General features: G+C 60.9%; 16 protein-coding genes and 1 pseudogene. 11 read left to right on the top strand and 6 right to left on the bottom strand.

The window, feature by feature from the left end; all coding sequences use genetic code 11:
• Positions 1-56 precede the first annotated feature (56 nt).
• The 7 genes and pseudogenes from V1479_RS23590 (at position 57) to V1479_RS23620 (ending at position 9,164) form a co-directional block, all read left to right on the top strand.
• On the top strand, positions 57-2,444 hold the full coding sequence (locus V1479_RS23590; protein WP_368805015.1) for a thiamine pyrophosphate-binding protein: 2,388 nt from the start codon (positions 57-59) through the stop codon (positions 2,442-2,444).
• 581 nt (positions 2,445-3,025) lie between these two features.
• Positions 3,026-3,295 (top strand): DUF982 domain-containing protein, encoded by a 270-nt coding sequence (locus V1479_RS23595; protein WP_368805016.1) that lies wholly within the window; start codon positions 3,026-3,028, stop codon positions 3,293-3,295.
• A gap of 1,101 nt (positions 3,296-4,396) precedes the next feature.
• Positions 4,397-5,626 (top strand): plasmid partitioning protein RepA, encoded by a 1,230-nt coding sequence (gene repA, locus V1479_RS23600; protein WP_368805017.1) that lies wholly within the window; start codon positions 4,397-4,399, stop codon positions 5,624-5,626.
• Positions 5,627-5,876: 250 nt separating this feature from the next.
• Complete coding sequence (repB, locus tag V1479_RS23605; RefSeq protein ID WP_368805018.1) at positions 5,877-6,887, top strand: plasmid partitioning protein RepB; 1,011 nt, start codon at positions 5,877-5,879, stop codon at positions 6,885-6,887.
• A gap of 187 nt (positions 6,888-7,074) precedes the next feature.
• Positions 7,075-8,388, top strand: a complete 1,314-nt coding sequence (gene repC, locus V1479_RS23610; protein WP_368805019.1) for a plasmid replication protein RepC — start codon at positions 7,075-7,077, stop codon at positions 8,386-8,388.
• A 257-nt stretch (positions 8,389-8,645) separates the two neighbouring features.
• Positions 8,646-8,894, top strand: coding sequence for a plasmid stabilization protein (locus tag V1479_RS23615; RefSeq protein WP_368805020.1), 249 nt, complete (start codon positions 8,646-8,648; stop codon positions 8,892-8,894).
• A gap of 17 nt (positions 8,895-8,911) precedes the next feature.
• Positions 8,912-9,164 (top strand): annotated as a pseudogene (locus tag V1479_RS23620) (PIN domain-containing protein).
• A 29-nt stretch (positions 9,165-9,193) separates the two neighbouring features.
• Here V1479_RS23620 and V1479_RS23625 read toward each other — a convergent pair.
• Positions 9,194-10,405, bottom strand: coding sequence for a site-specific integrase (locus V1479_RS23625; protein WP_368805043.1), 1,212 nt, complete (start codon positions 10,403-10,405; stop codon positions 9,194-9,196).
• A 162-nt stretch (positions 10,406-10,567) separates the two neighbouring features.
• Here V1479_RS23625 and V1479_RS23630 point away from each other — a divergent pair, with 162 nt between their 5' ends.
• From V1479_RS23630 to V1479_RS23645, 4 genes are all read left to right on the top strand, one after another.
• Positions 10,568-11,485 carry a DUF1403 family protein gene (locus V1479_RS23630; protein ID WP_368805021.1) on the top strand — a complete coding sequence of 306 codons (918 nt, stop codon included), beginning with the start codon at positions 10,568-10,570 and terminating at the stop codon, positions 11,483-11,485.
• A gap of 2 nt (positions 11,486-11,487) precedes the next feature.
• A complete protein-coding gene (gene scpB, locus V1479_RS23635; protein ID WP_368805022.1) occupies positions 11,488-12,150 on the top strand; it encodes an SMC-Scp complex subunit ScpB in 663 nt (220 codons plus the stop codon).
• 635 nt (positions 12,151-12,785) lie between these two features.
• Positions 12,786-13,151: a hypothetical protein gene (locus V1479_RS23640; RefSeq protein WP_368805023.1), complete on the top strand. Its 366-nt coding sequence runs from the start codon at positions 12,786-12,788 to the stop codon at positions 13,149-13,151.
• A gap of 18 nt (positions 13,152-13,169) precedes the next feature.
• Positions 13,170-13,529, top strand: coding sequence for a hypothetical protein (locus V1479_RS23645; protein WP_368805024.1), 360 nt, complete (start codon positions 13,170-13,172; stop codon positions 13,527-13,529).
• A 31-nt stretch (positions 13,530-13,560) separates the two neighbouring features.
• Here the strand turns inward: V1479_RS23645 and V1479_RS23650 are convergent, their stop codons facing one another.
• From V1479_RS23650 to V1479_RS23670, 5 genes are all read right to left on the bottom strand, one after another.
• Positions 13,561-14,361 carry a hypothetical protein gene (locus V1479_RS23650; protein WP_368805025.1) on the bottom strand — a complete coding sequence of 267 codons (801 nt, stop codon included), beginning with the start codon at positions 14,359-14,361 and terminating at the stop codon, positions 13,561-13,563.
• A gap of 99 nt (positions 14,362-14,460) precedes the next feature.
• Positions 14,461-15,138: a hypothetical protein gene (locus tag V1479_RS23655; RefSeq protein ID WP_368805026.1), complete on the bottom strand. Its 678-nt coding sequence runs from the start codon at positions 15,136-15,138 to the stop codon at positions 14,461-14,463.
• Positions 15,135-15,530, bottom strand: a complete 396-nt coding sequence (locus V1479_RS23660; RefSeq protein ID WP_368805027.1) for a hypothetical protein — start codon at positions 15,528-15,530, stop codon at positions 15,135-15,137. The genes V1479_RS23655 and V1479_RS23660 overlap by 4 nt, the downstream gene beginning before the upstream one ends.
• A 123-nt stretch (positions 15,531-15,653) precedes the next feature.
• Positions 15,654-16,334 carry a LuxR C-terminal-related transcriptional regulator gene (locus tag V1479_RS23665; protein ID WP_368805028.1) on the bottom strand — a complete coding sequence of 227 codons (681 nt, stop codon included), beginning with the start codon at positions 16,332-16,334 and terminating at the stop codon, positions 15,654-15,656.
• Between the two features lie 46 nt (positions 16,335-16,380).
• Positions 16,381-18,315, bottom strand: a complete 1,935-nt coding sequence (locus tag V1479_RS23670) for a sensor histidine kinase (protein WP_368805029.1) — start codon at positions 18,313-18,315, stop codon at positions 16,381-16,383.
• Between the last annotated feature and the right edge of the window lie 225 nt (positions 18,316-18,540).

Consider the following 18,540-nt stretch of genomic DNA (forward strand, 5'->3'; position numbering starts at 1 on the left):
GGCAGCACCTGCTCCGGTCATCATTGTACGGTCCATGCATATAGCAGGAGAACGACATGGCCGACTTGAAGATGCTTGGTGAACTTGAACGCAAGGCATTGTGGCTAGCTACGTGGACAATCCATCACGCCAACCATCTGCGCGATAACGCTGATGGTCTCAAGGTCGGCGGTCATCAGGCGTCCTCGGCATCGCTGGCGACAATTATGACCGCCTTATACTTCCATGCACTCCAGCCGCACGATCGCGTCGCTGTCAAGCCTCATGCAAGCCCCCTCTTTCACGCGATCCAATACCTGCTTGGCAACCAGACTCGCGACAAGCTGGAGAACTTTCGCGGCTACAAGGGTGCGCAATCCTATCCGTCTCGCACCAAGGACGTCGACGACGTCGACTTCTCGACAGGCTCGGTTGGGCTGGGAGCGGCCCAGACGATCTTCGCTTCTCTGGTGCAGGATTACGTCGGGGCCAAAGGATGGGCCGATAGGCAACCGGAGGGCAAGATGGTGGCCCTCGTCGGCGACGCTGAAATGGACGAGGGCAATATCTTCGAAGCGCTGCTGGAAGGATGGAAGCACGGATTGCGCAACACGTGGTGGGTGATCGACTACAATCGCCAAAGCCTCGACGCTGTCGTGCGAGAGGGCCTCTGGGCCCGCTTCGAAGCGATTTTCCAAAACTTCGGCTGGGACGTTGTCATACTCAAATATGGAAAACGGCAACAGGCTGCATTCGCGGAGCCGGGCGGCGAAAAGCTGCGCGAATGGATCGATGCCTGTCCCAACCAACTCTACTCCGCCCTGACTTTCCAGGGAGGGGCAGCGTGGCGCAAGCGCCTGCTGGACGATCTTGGCGAACAGGGATCAGTCTCGCAACTGATTGAGAAGCGCAATGACAGCGAACTGGCGCAGTTGATGTCCAATCTCGGCGGCCACGATATCGAAGCACTGCTCGCAGCCTTTGAGGAAGCCCGCTCACATGACCGTCCCGTCTGTTTTCTTGCCTATACGATCAAGGGCCACGGATTGCCGCTTGCCGGACATAAAGACAACCATGCCGGATTGATGACGCCCGGCCAGATAGAGACTTTCAGGGAGTCCATGAACGTTCGGGAAGGCCACGAGTGGGATCCGTTCGAGGGCCTGTCTGTCGGCGAGGCTCAGGCGCGCGCCTATCTTGCCCGGGTGCCATTTACCCAACGCGGCCGCCGCAGATTTGTCGCCCCCGATGTTCCCGTGCCCGAACGGCTTGCCCTTGGCTACCAGCTCACCATGTCAACCCAACAGGGTTTCGGTCTGATCATGCATGAGATTGCCAAGGCCGGTGAGCCATTGGCAGATCGCATAGTCACGACGTCGCCAGATGTAACGGTTTCAACGAATTTGGGCGCCTGGGTCAATCGCCGTGGTCTCTTCTCCAGGCAGACCACTCCCGATCTTTTCAAATCCGAGCGCATACCCTCAACCTACAACTGGACATCCTCCCCGCGCGGCCAGCACATGGAACTGGGCATAGCGGAGATGAACCTGTTTGTTCTGCTGTCGGCACTCGGGCTCTCACATTCGATTTTCGGCGAGCGAATACTACCAGTTGGGACGCTCTATGACCCGTTCATTGAACGCGGCCTCGATGCTCTGAATTATGCCTGCTATCAGGACGCAAGGTTTATGATCGCCGCCACGCCGTCAGGCGTGACTCTTGCTCCCGAAGGAGGAGCGCATCAGTCGATCGCAACGCCTCTCATCGGTATGTCTCAAGACGGATTGGCGAGTTTCGAACCAGCATTCGTCGATGAACTTGCGACCATCATGCGCTGGGGCTTCGAGTACATGCAGCGGTCTGGCGAGGGCGAGCGAGATCAAATGACATGGCTGCGTGACGCGATCGGCGGCTCCGTCTATCTGCGCCTGTCAACCCGCACGCTCGACCAACCCAAACGGGAAATGACCCCAGAATTGCAAGCAGACATCATCAACGGCGGCTATTGGATGCGAAAGCCCGGCCCCAACGCCGAAGTCATCATCGCCTACACCGGAGTGGTCGCGACGGAGGCAATAGAAGCAACCGGGATGTTAGGCGAGGACCGACGCGACATAGGTCTCCTCGCGGTAACGTCGGCAGATCGCCTCAGCGCCGGATGGACAGCGGCACAGCGTGCGCGCGAAGGTGGCCTCGGCGACGCAACAAGCCATGTCGATAGACTACTCAGCGATATCCCCGCTCACTGCAGCATCGTTACGGTCATAGACGGTCATCCCGCAACGCTCGGCTGGCTCGGCTCGGTGCACGGTCATCGCGTGAGGCCTGTGGGTATTGAGCATTTCGGTCAGACCGGATCGATAGCCGAGCTTTATCGCCACTACGGCATAGACGCGCTCGGGATCGTTGCAGCAGCCGAGGGGCTTACGCCTGGCAAACCGATCAGGCGGTTCCGCACCATCTAAAGCCTAGCGGATCGTCGAAAATCGCTGATCTAGATCATGCGCTCCTTTCCCCAGTCCTCCGGATTCGAAGAGCCACAATTCTAGCCTACGCCAACCAAGCCTCTTTCGCTTGACCTGTCGATCGTTCCGTCTTTACGTCGCCAACATTGTTTGGGGGGCGTGGGCCGTGCTTTACTTCATCTACGAGAACCGGGCACAAGGCCGGGTTCGGGTCCACGTCGCCGGCTGTGGCTTCTGTGCGGCCAAAGACGGGTTCCAGCAACTCGATCCATCCAGAAATGGCCAATGGCACGGCCCCTATGAGCGCGAGGCTGCCTTTAGCAAAGCGGCGATGCTGGGTTGGAGTGACGTGCGGCCCTGCCCCACCTGCCGACCCTAGACCTTAGCAAGCAGCCGACTGGTTGAGGCGAGCCATCTCATGACATGGGCTTTGTCAGCGAAGCGTAGAACAGCAGAGTCGATCGATTGCTATTCGGCAGAAGGGCTGCACTCCGCGGTATACAGATTAGCACCGTTACTGCTTCCAACGGTGTCCCGGCCCGCCACTTGCAAACTGGTTATAGGATGCCCTAACATTAGGAATGAGTAAATTGCGTTTCCACAAGCCGGTTCGCGTGCAGCCCGGTCGGATCGATCGAGACAAGGTCGTGCTCTCCACCAAGCACGCCGCGGAAATCCTCCTCAGGGATTGGCCGGACAGGGGCCAAAAGAAGCGGGAGAGAGCCATGCGGGCTTGTCTCGAGGTCATAAAAGGCCGCAAGCCTCCCAGCTATGCGCGAAACGCATTCATATCGGCCGCACGCGACGCCCGAATTCTGTTGGATGACTGGACGTCCCCCCGGGTCTGTTAACTCCGCTGGCACGTCGTTCTTTGCCGATCGAATCTGGTCGTTTCCAAAACGCGGCCTCTGTCGGCGCAGTTGCTTGAGGCTCGCGTCTGTCGGTCCTGTGAACGTCACCAGTCCCTGCGGGCGCTGCACCGGAGGGCGTAAGCCAGTATGACATAGTGCTACCGAAGCCGATGGCAGGTGAGTTGATCGCCACCCCGTCCGGGCCAACGCGCCGGCAATGATCGCCGCCGATCAACGTTGGAAAGGACGTGCCTATTCCGCCTCCGCTGGCTTCGGTCGGCGCTCAGCAGAAGATTGGGTCGCGATAGCGCGCGATGGATCGGCCACCGGGCAGCGGGCTCAGACATGCCCCCTCCCCTCCCCTCCTCTTTCCCGCTGATCAGGGGAGGTGCCGCGAACTAGAGGGTAGAAGTTCCTCGAATCCGTCGTCTCCTATCGTGGGTTCGCCTGAAACAATGGGGCGGCTATCGTCGGCTGGGGTCTCGAGCACATGTGCGTCACATCCAATTACGATCTCCGCTGCACCGGCAGTCAGCGCTCCAGTTTCTCAGGCCGTTGCCCGAGCCTTTCGATAAACAGGTGACCGTCGCGATTGGTCTCGACCGCGTCAGGATCGGAGAAAGCGCCGCAGATGTCCCGGCCAAGCGCATCTCCAGCTTCGTCTGCAGTCGCCGCCGCGAACTGGCGAGAGGCAGGCTTGTTGTCTGTGATCGGTCAAGCGCGCAATCGCGGATGCTTGGCTTCTCGCAAACGATGCAAACAATGTGGCCTCGGCCGCGGTCCCGGGTGATCCCAACGAATCTGAGAGGTGTGTGAGTCGCTGCGATTCTCAACGAAACTACTCCGCTCTACGCGCCCTAAGGCATCTCCGGTTGCAGTTACCCCCTTGAATCCGCTAGGGGCCCTCACAGGCACACGCATTTTCATGTTCATCATAAGTAGCGGAAAAAACGGGATAAATGGCCAAACAACCGCGAACGGCGCTCAGCAGAGCAGCTTGCGGCAAGGAGTCGTTAACCATTAAGTCCTTGCAAGGTAACGCACCTTAGGTATCGTCACGGAGAATTTGCGCGAAATGCGCTTCCACCGTGATGAGATACTATGTCCGTGACTGAAGCCGTCAGTGTGAACGTTGGCACGACCTTGGCAGCAGATGAGGCCATCGGCGCGCATGCTGAGCTGTTGAGCTCGCAATTGCAAGCGATGAGCGAGATGTTGTTTCCGCCGACGTCTCACAAGACCCTGCGCCTGTTCACCTCAGGTGAGGCGGCGAAGCTCATGGGAATTTCGGACTCTACCCTACGCAAGATGACGCTCGCTGGCGAAGGGCCGCAGCCGAAGACCACCACGAATGGCAGGCGGCTTTATACGCTCGGCCAGATCAACGAGATCAGGCAAATTCTGGCCAGCGGCACGCGTGGGCGTGACGCAAGAGATTTTATTCCCCACCGACGCCCCGGCGAGCATCTCCAGGTTCTAGCGATCACCAACTTCAAGGGCGGGAGCGGGAAAACCACCACCTCCGCCCACCTCGCGCAGTTTCTTGCTCTTCAGGGCTATCGTGTCCTGGCCGTGGATCTCGACCCGCAAGCGAGTCTGTCGGCGCTTCTTGGCGTGTTGCCCGAGACGGATGTGCGCGCGAACGAAACGCTGTATGCCGCAATTCGCTACGACGAGCTGCGCCGCCCGCTCAGCGAAGTGATCCGTCCGACGTATTTCGATGGCTTGGACCTGGTTCCTGGAAATCTGGAACTGATGGAATTCGAGCATACCACACCTAAAGCCCTCACCGATGGGTCGAAAACAAGGGATGGAATATTCTTTGCGCGCGTCGCGACCGCGATCGACACGGTTTCCGACAATTACGATGTTGTCGTCATCGACTGCCCGCCGCAGCTAGGCTTCTTGACGCTGTCCGGTCTGTGTGCGGCAACGTCGATGATCGTGACCGTACATCCGCAGATGCTGGACGTCTCCTCGATGAGCCAGTTCCTGCTGATGACGCGCGATCTCCTGAGCGTGGTCCGGGAAGCTGGCGGACGACTGGAGTACGATTTCATCCGCTATCTGCTGACGCGCTTCGAGCCGCAGGATGCTCCGCAGACCAAGGTGGCGGCTCTCTTGCGCAACCTGTTCGACGACCACGTAATGACCAATCCGATGGTGAAGTCTGCGGCGGTCTCCGATGCAGGTCTCACCAAGCAGACGCTATACGAGATCGGTCGGGAAAACCTTACCCGTGCCACTTATGATCGGGCGATGGAATCGCTCGATGCGGTCAACGCGGAAGTCGAAGGGTTGATGAAGGCAGCATGGGGGCGTACCCGATGAAGGCTTCAAACTGTCAGTTGGGAGCTCCCAACTCGGTCGTAGCAGAACGAACCGGGGTCGCCTTCACGCGCTTCTGGACATCATCTGCGCGCCACTGTGATGATCACGAAAGGGGGTTTGATCGTGACCCCGCCGCTTGGGCAGATGGCCGTCTCGGCAAGCATCTTATGCTTCATGGATCGACTGTTGGGAGCTCCCAACACGCATCGCTGTTGGGAGCTCCCAACATGAGCGGAGCCGAGGTGGGCAGATGAGCCGGAAAGACGCCATCAACAGCCTGTTCCTCAAGAAGGCGGACGCCCCTGCCCCGCATGGCTCGCCAGCGAAGGATCCTGAGCGCGTTCGCACCGGTGCGATTGGCGCCATGGGTACGTCGCTGCAGGAACTGACCCAAGGTGCCCGTGCCGCAGCGAAGCTCCAAGAGCAACTGAGTGCCGGTGATCACGTCGTCGAACTCTCACCAAACCTGATTGATCCGTCGCCGATCGCCGACAGATTGCCCGCAGATGGTGATCCTGGATTCGACCAGCTGAAGGCCAGCATAGAAACACATGGCCAGCAGGTGCCGATTCTGGTGAGGCCGCATCCAACGTCGGAAGGGCGTTATCAGATCGCCTATGGCCGTCGACGCCTTCGCGCGATCGCGGAGTTGGATCGCAACATCAAGGCCATCGTTCGCAAGCTTTCCGATGAGGAATTGGTCGTGGCCCAGGGACGGGAAAACCTGGATAGGGCCGACCTTTCATTCATCGAGAAGGCTCTTTTTGCGAAGCATCTCGAGGACGCCGGCTACGATCGAACCGTCATTATGGCGGCGCTCTCGAGCGATAAGGCCGACCTAAGTCGCTACATCGCCGTCGCCAGACGTGTGCCAGAACCCTTGGCTCGCAAGATAGGGCCGGCGGCGAAAGCCGGCCGTGCGCGATGGGTCAAACTTGCCGAGGAACTAGAGAAGCCGGGCCAGTCGCGACGTGTTGACGATGTTGTCGAATCCGTCGGGTTCCGAGAGGCGGACAGTGACGGGCGCTTTTTGCTTATCCTGAAGGCGATATCGCCCGGTACGCGACGCGTGGCGAAATCCCAGCCCTGGTCTACACCTCACGGGCGCCAGGCTGCGAAAATCATCAGGCAGGGAACGCAGACCGCAATCACGTTCGATGAAAGGCGCGTCCCCGAATTCGCGAGCTTCGTAGCAGCGCGGCTCGACCGACTTTACGACGAGTTCTCACGGGCAAAGGAGGAGGATGATACAGACAGCTGAAAAGCCGGGCCATTTGCACGGCAATATCTGAACGCAAAAGAAAAAGGCCCCCAAAGCGAACCTCGGAAGCCCTTTCTCATGTGTAGCAACTAGAGAATCGCACTTCCCAGAATCGCAGTCAAGGCCCGATTTGGGCTGAACCGCTCAGGGCGGCCGGATTTCTTTTGCCTGATCGTAGGTGAGGGAAATGCAGACACATGTTGCAACGACGCCCTTTGGGCGGCGATCAATGACGCTTGGCCAGATATCTAGCCAGGTTTCAGCGAAAGCCATGCCGACCGAGGCTATGGTTAACAAATGGGAAGTGTTCCAGCATATCCGTGAGGCACGGGAAATGCTGGGCGCCACGGATCGGGCTCTGGCGGTCCTCAACGCACTTCTGTCTTTTCATAGGGATGCAGAGCTCCGTGCGGACGGCGTAATGATCGTTTGGCCGTCGAATGAGCAGCTTATGGCGCGTGCCAATGGCATTTCCCCGGCGACGTTGCGGCGGCACATCGCCATACTCGTCGAGTGCGGACTGGTAATCCGGCGGGACAGCCCCAACGGGAAACGCTTTGCACGGCGCGGGGCGGGCGGAGAAATCGAGCAGGCTTATGGATTTGATTTGTCCCCCATCATCGCGCGAGCGCAGGAGTTCAAGGACCTTTCTGATGCTGTGCAGGCTGAAAAGCGCGCCTTGCGCGTCGCAAGGGAACGCCTGACACTGCTGCGGCGTGACGTCGTGAAGATGATCGACGCCGGCATTGAAGAGAATGTGCCTGGGAATTGGGGCAGGGTACTCCAGATCTATCAAACCACCGTGTCACGGCTACCGCGCAGCGCGCCGCGTCAACACATCGAGGATATCTGTAACGAGCTGCAGGAGTTGCATGTAGAGATCCGCGACACGCTGGAATCGTTTGTCAGATCGCAGAAAATGAGCGCCAATGAGTCTCATTCTGAGCGCCATATACAGAATTCAAATACCGATCCACATAAAGAATCTGAAGAACGCTCTCGAGAAGAAAAAGAAGCGAGCGCCAGCGGAGCGAATAATCGCAACCTGCACAGCTTGCCCGCACGGGAACTGCCATTGGGCATCGTGCTTGACGCCTGCCCGGACGTGAAAGCGTTGGCGAAAGGGGGCGAAATTCGCCACTGGCGGGATTTTCTGGCCGCCGCAGAAGTCGCGAGGCCGCTCTTGGGGGTGAGTCCCAGCGCTTGGCAAGAAGCCTGTGAAGCAATGGGCGAGGTCCAAGCTGCGATCACGCTCTCCGCAATCCTCCAGCGATCGGACCAGATCAACAGCGCCGGCGGCTATTTGCGCAATCTGACCGACAAGGCAAGAGAAGGGAAGTTCTCCACCTGGCCGATGGTCATGGCGCTTTTGCGCGCCAAACTTGATGCCAGCAGATCACCTGCACACAAGGCATCTGATCCACGAAATGAAGGGAAAAGTCCGAGCGAGCGTTTGGAAGTATCAGATGCGCTATTGCGATCGTTGAAGCGGCCGAGGTGAGGCGGAATGAAGATGGTAGTCGCGCTGTCGACCAGATTTTTCTATGGTATCCGTGAACTGGCTCTCTCGAGGTGCCCAAGCTGATATTTTGAACCTAGGATTATGGGGGCGCGGAGAGGACCACCTCATCAAGTTAAGGATCTCTGACCCGCGCCGCTGGCTTCCGAAGGATCGGTTGTCATGGCGGAGACTTCCTGAAGCGCGAGGGGAGGGGACTCTCAAGCTCCCGTGGCTTGTTTCCAGGAGGGAGGTGACAAATGGCCGAACCACAACTCTGCGTCCGGAGCTCCAAGGCTAGGGATTTGGCCCTCCGTCTGGCTCTACGGGAAAATCGATCTATCGCCGATATCGTCGAGCGCGCTCTTGAGGCTTATGAAGTCCGCGAAACCGGTCGCGAAGCCGCAGCAGCATTTTATGCCCGCCTTGCCGCACGATCCGGCACGGATATCGATCTGGAGGCGGTCGTCCGCGAGAGCCAGAGACCGCATCAGGGCGGTCAGCTTTGATATTTCTCTAGAATGTCGTGGCGGAGACGCTGAAGAAGTCCCCTATTGAAGCGGCGGTTGCGTGGCTGGTAAGGCACGACGCCGAGCTTGCGTTGCCGACAGTGACGATCGCTAAAATTGCCTACGAATTTCAGAAAATCCAGCCGGATCACCGCGCCGGACGGCATGATTGCTGCAATCGCACGCGTAAACGGCAGCCAATTGGAAACGCGCAACCTTGCCGGTTTCGAGGCGACCTACTTCGAATTCATCTCTCCATGGGATTATTGACGGGGCAGGGGAGGGGCCGTTTCGTTTCCCTACAGGCCGCTTGCTTTGGTGAGATTGACACGGAAACGGTCACGCCGCCGTTGATATTTACGGGTCATCTCGGCACTCGCATGGCCGAGATGCTTCTGCACGTAGCGTTCGTCGACTTCAGCCGAGGAGGCCAGCCCGGAACGCAGCGAGTGGCCGGCGAATATCATCCCGCGGTCGCCTTCCGGCAGGTCGCTGCGTATACCGGCCGCCAGCGCAGTGCGCTTGACAAGGCGGGCAACCTCCTGCGCGTTTAACCGATTGGCGCCAACCGCCTTGCCCTGGCCCGTAACGCGCCGGAATAGGGGGCCGTGGGCGATGCGTGCAAGATGGAGCCAGGTCTCGAGCGCCACTAAAGGGCAGGTTGCGTCGGATGAACCGCGTCCGATTTCGACCTCGCGCCACCCGGTCTTGCCGCGGATCCGCAATAGTATGCCCTTGTCGAGGATTTCTATCCAACCGGAAGAATCCTCAGTCTGGTCGCGACCGCAATCGAGGCCTACAATCTCCGAACGGCGCAGACCTCCAGCGAAGCCGAGTAGCAGCATGGCACGGTCTCGAAGACCGCGCAGGGTGCCGCGATCGAGCGTCTCCAGCATTGCGACGAGGTCCTCCGGCAACACCGCCTCCTTCTGCCGCGGCGGTGAGGCGTGCTTGTTGCGGATGCCAGCCATCACGGTGGCGATATGGCGGTCCGTCCTGTCGAGCGGCTGTCCGCGCTGTCTGTAATTCCACGTCAGCGCGGAAATCCGACGTTCAATCGTCGCAACCGAGTTGGGTTGCCGGCCGTCAGTCACCGTTCCCGATGCGCAGGCGGCAATATAGAGGCCGACCAGCTGCGGATCGGGCGGAAATATCTCGATACCCTGGCGCCGGCACCAGCTGGCAAAGTGCTTCCAGTCAGACGCGTAAGCACGGCGCGTGTTTGTGGAACTGGCCGCTTCGACATAATCGCGTGCCCGGTTCGCGAGCGCATCGAGTTGCGATGATTGGTGAGATGGCGCGACGGCGGGCAAGGAAGGTGAGGGGGCTTCGTCTTCCTCACCTGGCTCGGACCCCAAGTCTTCCTTGAAAAGCACGTCCAGTTCGATGTCGGCTAAGTCGTTTGCTGAGCCGCTCACTTCGCCTCGGCCGACATTAGAGGAGGCTCCCTGTGGTCGACCGGAGCGTCCGTCAGCGCGTTTTTTGAGGTTTTTGTCGACGAGAGAGGCCATTTTGCGGGGGTCGCACAAAACGAATGATAATGCAAGATTATCGTTCGTTATTATTGCGCAACAAGCGGTGCGGATTGGATCGATAATTCTCGCATAAACCGCACACGACGTGTAGGTTGATTTGCGATGAGTCGGCACGCTGCCCCACTAACTCCTCCCGCCATGAACGCGCACCGCGTGCCCGCGTGGGCGGTGCCGCGTGCGCCGGTCGAGAGCGAGGTCGAAGCCGCCTACATGGCAGGCAGCGCCATGAATTCACTCGACAATCTCGTTCGCTCAGACGCGCCATGGCTCGGCGCTTGGCGGCAGCGACTTGCCTTGAAGGCTGCTGCGGCAACGGTCAAGCTGATGCGCCGCGCGGAGGACGAATCTGCTCTGCGCGATGCGTGGTATCTGCGCCAACCCGGTGACGATCCGGGTCCCGCCGGCAATGTGCTTTTGGCCTGGCGAAAGCTCGCTGGCCGGTCGCTGCCTTTGTCGGTTGAGGATCTTCAATCGGCCGCCGATCTGCTCGGCATCACCTGGACGGATGCCTTTGCCGAACGCGTGGAGGAGATTGCCGACAACGTGCGCGCTATGGCTCCCGCGCCGCTAATCGCAGCAGGAGCCGCCACGGCGATCATGCATGAAGACCCAAGCGCGGAAGCCTTGGCGTGGTGGATGGCCGATATCGCTCTGTCATGGCGAATGGGCTGGCGTAATGCCGTTCCGCTGATCGCGAGCCAGATCCACGCGACCGTGCTGCGCTTCGGTCCTGATCGGCGGCGGGGTCGTCCCGATGCGCCGGGTTTCGAGCGAGCGGTCTATATAGCCGCCGCGGCCGGGGCGAACGAGGCCTGCCGGCTCGCTGCTGCGATCGCCCTGCAAGCCGAACGCTTGCAAGAGGTCACGCCGAAATTGCGCGCCAAGGGGGCAGGGGAGGTTATCGCCCTGTTGCTCTCGGACGATGCCGTGTCGGGTTCCTTCACCAGCAAGGCAATGACCCGATGGGCCAGTCGACGGCTGTTCGAGCGATTGCAGCAGCTCGATGCCGTGCGCGAACTTTCGGGCCGGTCGTCCTTTCGGTTATACGGATTGTAGCGATGGGACGGCCTGCGCGCGAAATAAATGCTGGATTGTTAGATACCGAACTCGCAGCCCTGCCGCCCGAACTTCGCTGGCGCGAATGGATGACCCGCGTCGAGGCAGTGATTTTTGCTGCGTCCGAACCGGTGTCGCGGGAATTGCTGTCGCAGATCGTCGGCCGCGAGTGCAGCATCGATTTACTCATTGAGGACATTGCCAGCGAGCTTACGGCACGTCCCTATGAGATTGTCGCCGTTGCGGGCGGTTGGCAGTTCCGCACCCGCCCGCGGCAAGCCGATGTGCTGAAGGCCGCCTTCGGCGGCACCGTCGCCGGAGCCGATATCACCGAGGGCGAGATGCTTGTTCTGGCCTCGATCGCCTACCATCAACCGGTCACCCGCGCCGCCCTGTCTGACATGCTCGGTCGCGAGGTGTCTCGCGATATCGTCGGCCATCTGCGCCGGCTCGACATGATCGCATCGGGGCCCCGGTCGCCGCAGCCGGGTGCCCCCTACACCTATGTGACGACGAAAAAATTCCTCGAGCAGTTCGGGCTCGATACGCTACGCGAACTACCCGATCTGGAAGCTCTTGAGGACGCGGGGCTGCTGAACCGGGGCGCTGCGGGCGTTGATTTGGCACTGACCGACGATGAGGAAAGTAGCAATCTGCCCGACTAGTCTGGCATTGCCTCAGTAGGCCGGTCTCTTGGGAGTGGCCGAATTGATTTGCGTCGCCAACGGCAACAATGCGCCCCCATTTCGGACATTGGAGGTCTACCGATGGCAACCCGAAAGCGGACCATATCGAATGACATCAACAGCATGAGCCGTTCCGGAGGACAGCCGTAGTGCTGGCGCACAAGGAAGCGGCTTAGCTGATTTCTTGCTGGGCTCCCGGATGCGGTCTGGTAACATTCGGCGATGCTGAAGCGACTGGCCGATAATCTGGAACAACTCGATCTCGCCCTCGAGCATCTATCGAAGGGCGACGCGAATAGCGTGGCAGCATCAGGCAGGCTCGGACCGGACTGTGATCGCGTTTTCCGCAGCGATCTGCGCCGTTATCTTATTCCGAGGCAATCACACGTCAGGGGCTACCGATGCCGTTGAGACGTGGGCGCGCACTTCAGAAATCTCCTTCAGCGCAGTGCCGAATGGTGACAAATATGCAGAGAAGGGCAGGTTCACCTACCGCTACCGGGAGTTCCCGCAGAACGGTTCCGGGGCCGTTTTGATTTCACAGCGCCAGGGTAATTGAAGCTGCATACACCAGGACACATATGCTTTCCACACCCTCTTCCACGCGGACTGTTATGACAACCGATGAGCTTCGCGCGCAGCTTGAGCAACTCTTTCCCCCGTTCAGCGCGTCTTGCGCGGGTTCCCTGTTCAGGAGCAAGGATGGATGCTTTACGCCACATGGCCTGTGCGCTGAGTTCAGTCGCTTCTACCGCGCACACGTTGCCGACTTCGGCCTTGTCGAGAAGGTCGAACTCTTCCGCCTCGTTGAATCGATCGTCGCCTCGGACCCTCACGACAGCAATCCGCTGGCGAATTCGGTGTGCACCTGCTTCCTGGAAAACATCGCCGACACCGAAGCCGGAGAAATCAGCCGACCGCTCATGGGACCGTTCAGCCGGGCCTATTTCGACCCCTGGCATGTGCGGCCTTCCGGCTGACGGCGGCGTTCGCGGCTGATGGATGCGCAGGAGTTCAGCAAGTACGGCCATGTGTTCCGGCCGGGCTTGTTCCGGCGCAGGCGAGCATTCTGGCTCGATGGCGACATTCTCCACTGGCGCAAGGGCCGCGTGAAAGGGCATATCGCCTTGTCGGCGATCACGGACGTGGTCGTGCTGGAGCAGGCTGGAGGAGCCACCTGCCGATTGATCGAGGCGAATGGGCGCAGACATCGGATTTCCGAACGGCATTGGTTCGGATGGGAGGTCGGAGAGCGGCATCGCTTCGGCACGAGTGAGTTGCGCTGTGCTACGTTCGCCTCGCTTGTTGCGGCCATTCGCCGGCGCATGAATAAAAAACACCCGGCTGAACGCAAATAATCGCCGCCGACTCGTGGCCCTGAAAAGCCATTCAATTCGGCCTGGAGCGGATCGATTTTCCAAGCCATGCCGTGATGTCGCCTTCCGCCCGGTTCTCGTCCTGGCCAAAATGCGCGGCCCGTTCATGCTGTAATTCTGCGCCCAGCGGGCGACGTGCGCGGGGTCTGTCGGAGGCCTCGGCAAGACGGCCGCCTTCAAGTCGAACGAACCCTGCTTCCAGTACGACGCTGCCGGTTCCCTCGTCTTCATAAGAGGTCAGCGCGATGTCGCAACCCGCGCGTCCCGGTATCGCCGAGACAATCGACGAAGGCCCCCAGTCATGCACCTCGCCATACCAGCCGAGCGGTTGCCATGTGTTGGAGAAAACATGGATCGTCCATGAATTGATGCGCCATTCGGTTTCCTGCCCGTTCCACAAGGCGACGACCTGTTCTTCCGCGCCATCGGCATCGAGATCGACGCGGAGCACATGCCACGCGTCGAAACGTCCGTCCGCCAGCGTGTCGCGATATGACTGGATGGGTTGTCCCTCACGCATGACCAGCAGCGCGTGCGACCAGGCATATTTCGACATGATGCTATCTGGCGCATCTTGCACATCGACGCGGCAGCGCCACAGCGTAACGCCGGCCTCCACCGGGAAACGGCGGCCTAGTCCGCAGCCGGCCGGGTTTGGGGGCACACTTTCCAGCACGGCCGCCGCCGGTGGACGCAGCAATCCGACACCGGAGCAAGGCGCTATCGTGCCCGCCATGGCGGAAGACATCAGCGTGGCGGCGAAACCTGCGGAGAGAAGAAAGCTCAGCACTGTTCGGCTTGGTAATCGCTTCATCCTTGAACCCGCCTCAGATAGGAATATGCGGTCGACCATCCCGTCGTCTTCGCCAGTTTCCCTGCCGCCTGTTCTGCCATGCGGTGAGATGATCGCGGTTCAGGGCACCACATAATCCACCCTGGAGACCACGAGCCGATCATCCTCGATACCGAAGGCAATCACCGCGCTGCCACCGGTGGGACAGCAATTGCCGTCGTCCGATCGCCAGAGACCGGTGCGGGCGATCATTCCAGACCACGGGTCTTGAAACTCGAATTGAACGCCCTTCCAGATTTCAAGCCCTGCGGGCAGTTTCTCCCCGATCGTCTTCAGCCATGTGCCCATGTCAATCTGTCGCCAGCCTTCCCGAGCGACGGCATCGCCAGGATCGCGCCATTGATAGAGCCGGTCGGCATTGTAGGCGCCGGTTCCACCGCCATATCCGGCGATATGCAACAGGCCAGTCTCGCTGAGCTGGGGCGGCGAGAAGCGCCAGCCATTAAAGCCGGCATCCATCACGGTCCATTTGCCGGAAGCATGCTGAAACAGCACGAACCCGCCCATGACGCCGTCTTCGGGGGTGAACCCGGTCTGGGTCTGCCAAGCCAGCATCGGCTCGCCATCCCGGTCGCCGCCGTCGGCATTGACGTAGCCGGCCGTCAGGACCCGACAATTGCGCAGGATGGTTTCGAGACATGTCGAGCCAATGCCCTCGATCGGCATATGCGACCCCGCCGATGCGGGCATGGCGGCACCAAGGAGAGCAAGCAACACGGCGATCACGAGTGGTTTCATTGGCATCCTCCGGAAGCGAGTGGGCGATATTCTACAACATGGTCTCGGGCCGCCCCGGCAGGCACGTCAGCTAAGGGCGATCTCGACATACTGCTGCGTCTGAGGCTCACGGCGGGCGAGGTCGACACCAGCGTTTGTCTTGCCGCGCCGGAGCTCGCTGCACGCAGGCGTGCGAGAATCTCCTGCCAGCGTGCAATCTCGTCCGATGTATCGCCATCCCATTGCGGCAGGGCGTCGCGTTCGCGCGCAAGCCTGTCCAGTTCATCCAGAATCTCGATCACGTCCGAGGCTGCGAGGCGGCTCCCCACTCCCGCCAGGGCGACGTTGTCCGGTCGCGCGAATGGCGTTGCATCGCCCCTGACTTCGTTCAGCAATTTGCGAAAGCGCTGCATGAAGTCTCATTTCCCGTCGAAACACCACCATAACAGCACAAAGCGGCGTTTCTCATAACGATGGTGGATTGGGACCAGTACATCAAGATCGCGAAGATCGAAGCGCAGTAACGCCCAGTTGCCTCACGCCAGGCCGCGGCGGATCGCCTCGCGCGCCGCTTCCGCGCGCGAGGTAATGTTGAGCTTCTGGTAAATCGCCTTGACGTAGCTCGCGACCGTCTGCGGCTTGAGCCCGAGCCGGGTGGCCGTCTCGGCAACGGTAAGCCCTTTCGACAACAGGCTCAGGGTCTCGATCTCCCGGTTGGTCAAGCCAGCGTTGTCACGCACCGGAGACATGGGACGCGGCGTCCGGAAATGCGCCAGCATGCGGTGCGCGATCGAGGGGGACAGCGGCGGCTCACCCTGCTCGATCCGGCGCAGGTAGCCGATCAGGAGATCGACGTCCTCGTCCTTGAGCAGATAGCCGCGCGCGCCGGCCGCGATCGCTTCGAACAGATGTGCGTCGTCGTCATAGATCGTGGCGACGATCGACAGGGTGTCCGGTCGTTCGGCCGCGAGCCGGCGCACAATGTCGATCCCCGATCCGTCGGGCAGCCCGAGATCGATCACGGCGAGAGTGAAGTCACCGCCAAGACCGGACGCCGCATCGAGGCAGGCCTGCGCCTCGTGCAGTGATGAGGCCGTGACAATGCTGATGCCGGGAAACGCGCTTGTAAGCGCACCGAGCAGCCAGTCGCGCGTGCGCGGCTGATCCTCGACCAGCAGGCATTTGTGCGCAGACAGGTTGGTCGCCAGAGCGGGCATCATCCGCCTCAAGCCTACCGGATTTCTCCCCGACGCCAACCCCTGTTCAGGGGTGCCCCGCGGTCTTCAACGGGACCGCAATAGCCATCGAGGTACCGCCGGGCGTCGATGTTGCCGTCAGGCTGCCGCCGATCTCCTCGACGCGCCGCTGGACGTTACCCAGTCCGAAACCGCGTCCCGGACCGTCCGCAGGCATCCCCCAGCCGTCGTCGCTGATGCGCAGGGTAAGGTCCGTGCCGGTGAGCGCGATGTCGGCACGCACGCGCGTTGCATGGGCATGGCGCATGACGTTGCTCACGATCTCCCGCACCGACGACACCAGGGCCTTGGTCTGGCGATAGTCGAGTACGGCATTCTGCGCGAGCTCTTCTTCCATGGCAGGCCATTCCAGGGCGATGCCGACCGTCTCAAGGCGCCGCGCGGTCTCATGACGCGCTTCGGCCAGCACGCGATCCAGCGCTGCCTCTTCGCCGTTCAAGCCGCTGACGATCGAGCGGATGTCGGACAGAGCGGCATGCAGAACCGGACGCGTGCGGTCGTCGACGCTGTGCAGCCCGGTGAGCAGGCGGGCGCCGACATCGTCATGCAGGTCGCGCGCGATGCGCTGACGCTCTTCCAAAACACCGCGATCATAGGCGTCGCGGTTGGTGTCCGCCTGCATCACCAGGGCGACGAGTTGCTTCGCCAACTGCAGGTCGTGCGGCCCGAACATCCCCTTGCCAGCGAAGGGATAGGACAGGCGTAGCGCCGGTGAGTCCGCGACCGGCGGGATCAGCATGTCTAGGCCGTCGTCTACCACGGCCACGTCGCCGACCGGCGTCTCGGCCGGCACGATCTTGAGCGGATCGTAGAGCCGCGCGAGCAGCGCGCGCCAGCGTTCCGTGCGTTCCGCGCGAGTGAGGCTGAAGGCGACTTCCATCGCGCCGGCAAACAGCTCGTGCACCGGCGGGAGGCGCTTGCTGTAGATGCCCCGCCACAAGGCATCGCGCAGCGGCAGATAGCCGAAGCTGGTGATCAGCAGCGAGATGCCCAGCGCCGGCCCGCGCTCGAGGTGGAGGAACCAGATCAGCGCCGCGTCGAGCACCAACAGCACGACGGCACCGCTGGTGTAGAACAGGATGCGGAAGGACCAGTCACCCAATTCGAACAGGCGATAGCGCCGGATGCCGAGCGCGATGCCGCTGTATATCAGCAGGAAGAAGGCAAAGGCGAAGCCCTGGCTGATGGCCGGCTCGATCTCCAACAGCAGTGGAATCGCGATCGCCGCGACGAAGGCGCCTGCGCCGATGACCACAGACAGCCCGAGCCAGCGCATCGCGGCGCGCGTCACCGGCATGTCGCGCGCGAGCCAGCGCTGCAGCAGGATCAGCGCGATGATCGCCAGCATCTCGAGGAGCATCGGCACGTACATCCCGGTGACGGGATCGGGTAACAGGCGCGTGACGTCGGCAGTCAGCGTTGCCGCAAGGATCACAGGGATCGCCAGCAGCCAGACGGGGCGCACCAGCGGCCGCGGATAGCTGAGGAACAGCGCGATCATCGCGCCGCCGAACATATGCGTTCCGAAATGATTGAGTACCGACAGGCCGAAGAACGAACCGCCGTCGATGGCCAGCTCGCGCGTGCTGTAAATCGCGGCCGGCAACGCCGACAGCAGCAGCCCTACACCCGAGAGGGCGAACATTCCCGCGGCGAGATCGCCGCGGCGCATCGACCAGACCCAGGCGCCAATGGCGAAACCGGCGAGGCCCGACAGAAGCTGCACCCAGAAAACCACGGGCAGGTCGGCGATAGACCGCGCGCGCGGTTGGATTGTCGCAACATACGTCGTGCGGGTCGCATTGTCGGTGAAATCAAGCGCGACCGTCTGCCCGCTGATGATGCCGGCAAGCTCCGTTTGGCGCTTCATGAAATCCGCGAGCGCGGCGTAACTTTCCAATCCATCCGGATCCTCGACTAGGTCTCCGGCGGTGAGTTGCACTACTGCCGGTACCTGCCCCGCCGACGCGCTATCGCGCGCGGAGCCGATGGCGGCGAGCTTCGTGCCTGGCGAGGCTCGCAACCCATCGGCCGGTCCACCCAGAGCAACAGACTTGACAGTGATGGCATTGCGAACGGGATCGGCGGCAAGTTCTAGGCCAAGATATGGCCGGGAGATCGCAATCGCAACCGTCACGACGGCTGCGGCAATGCAGATCAGCATCAC

It is taken from the genome of Neoaquamicrobium sediminum (assembly GCF_040970315.1).
Classification (GTDB): Bacteria; Pseudomonadota; Alphaproteobacteria; order Rhizobiales; family Rhizobiaceae; genus Aerobium; species Aerobium sediminum.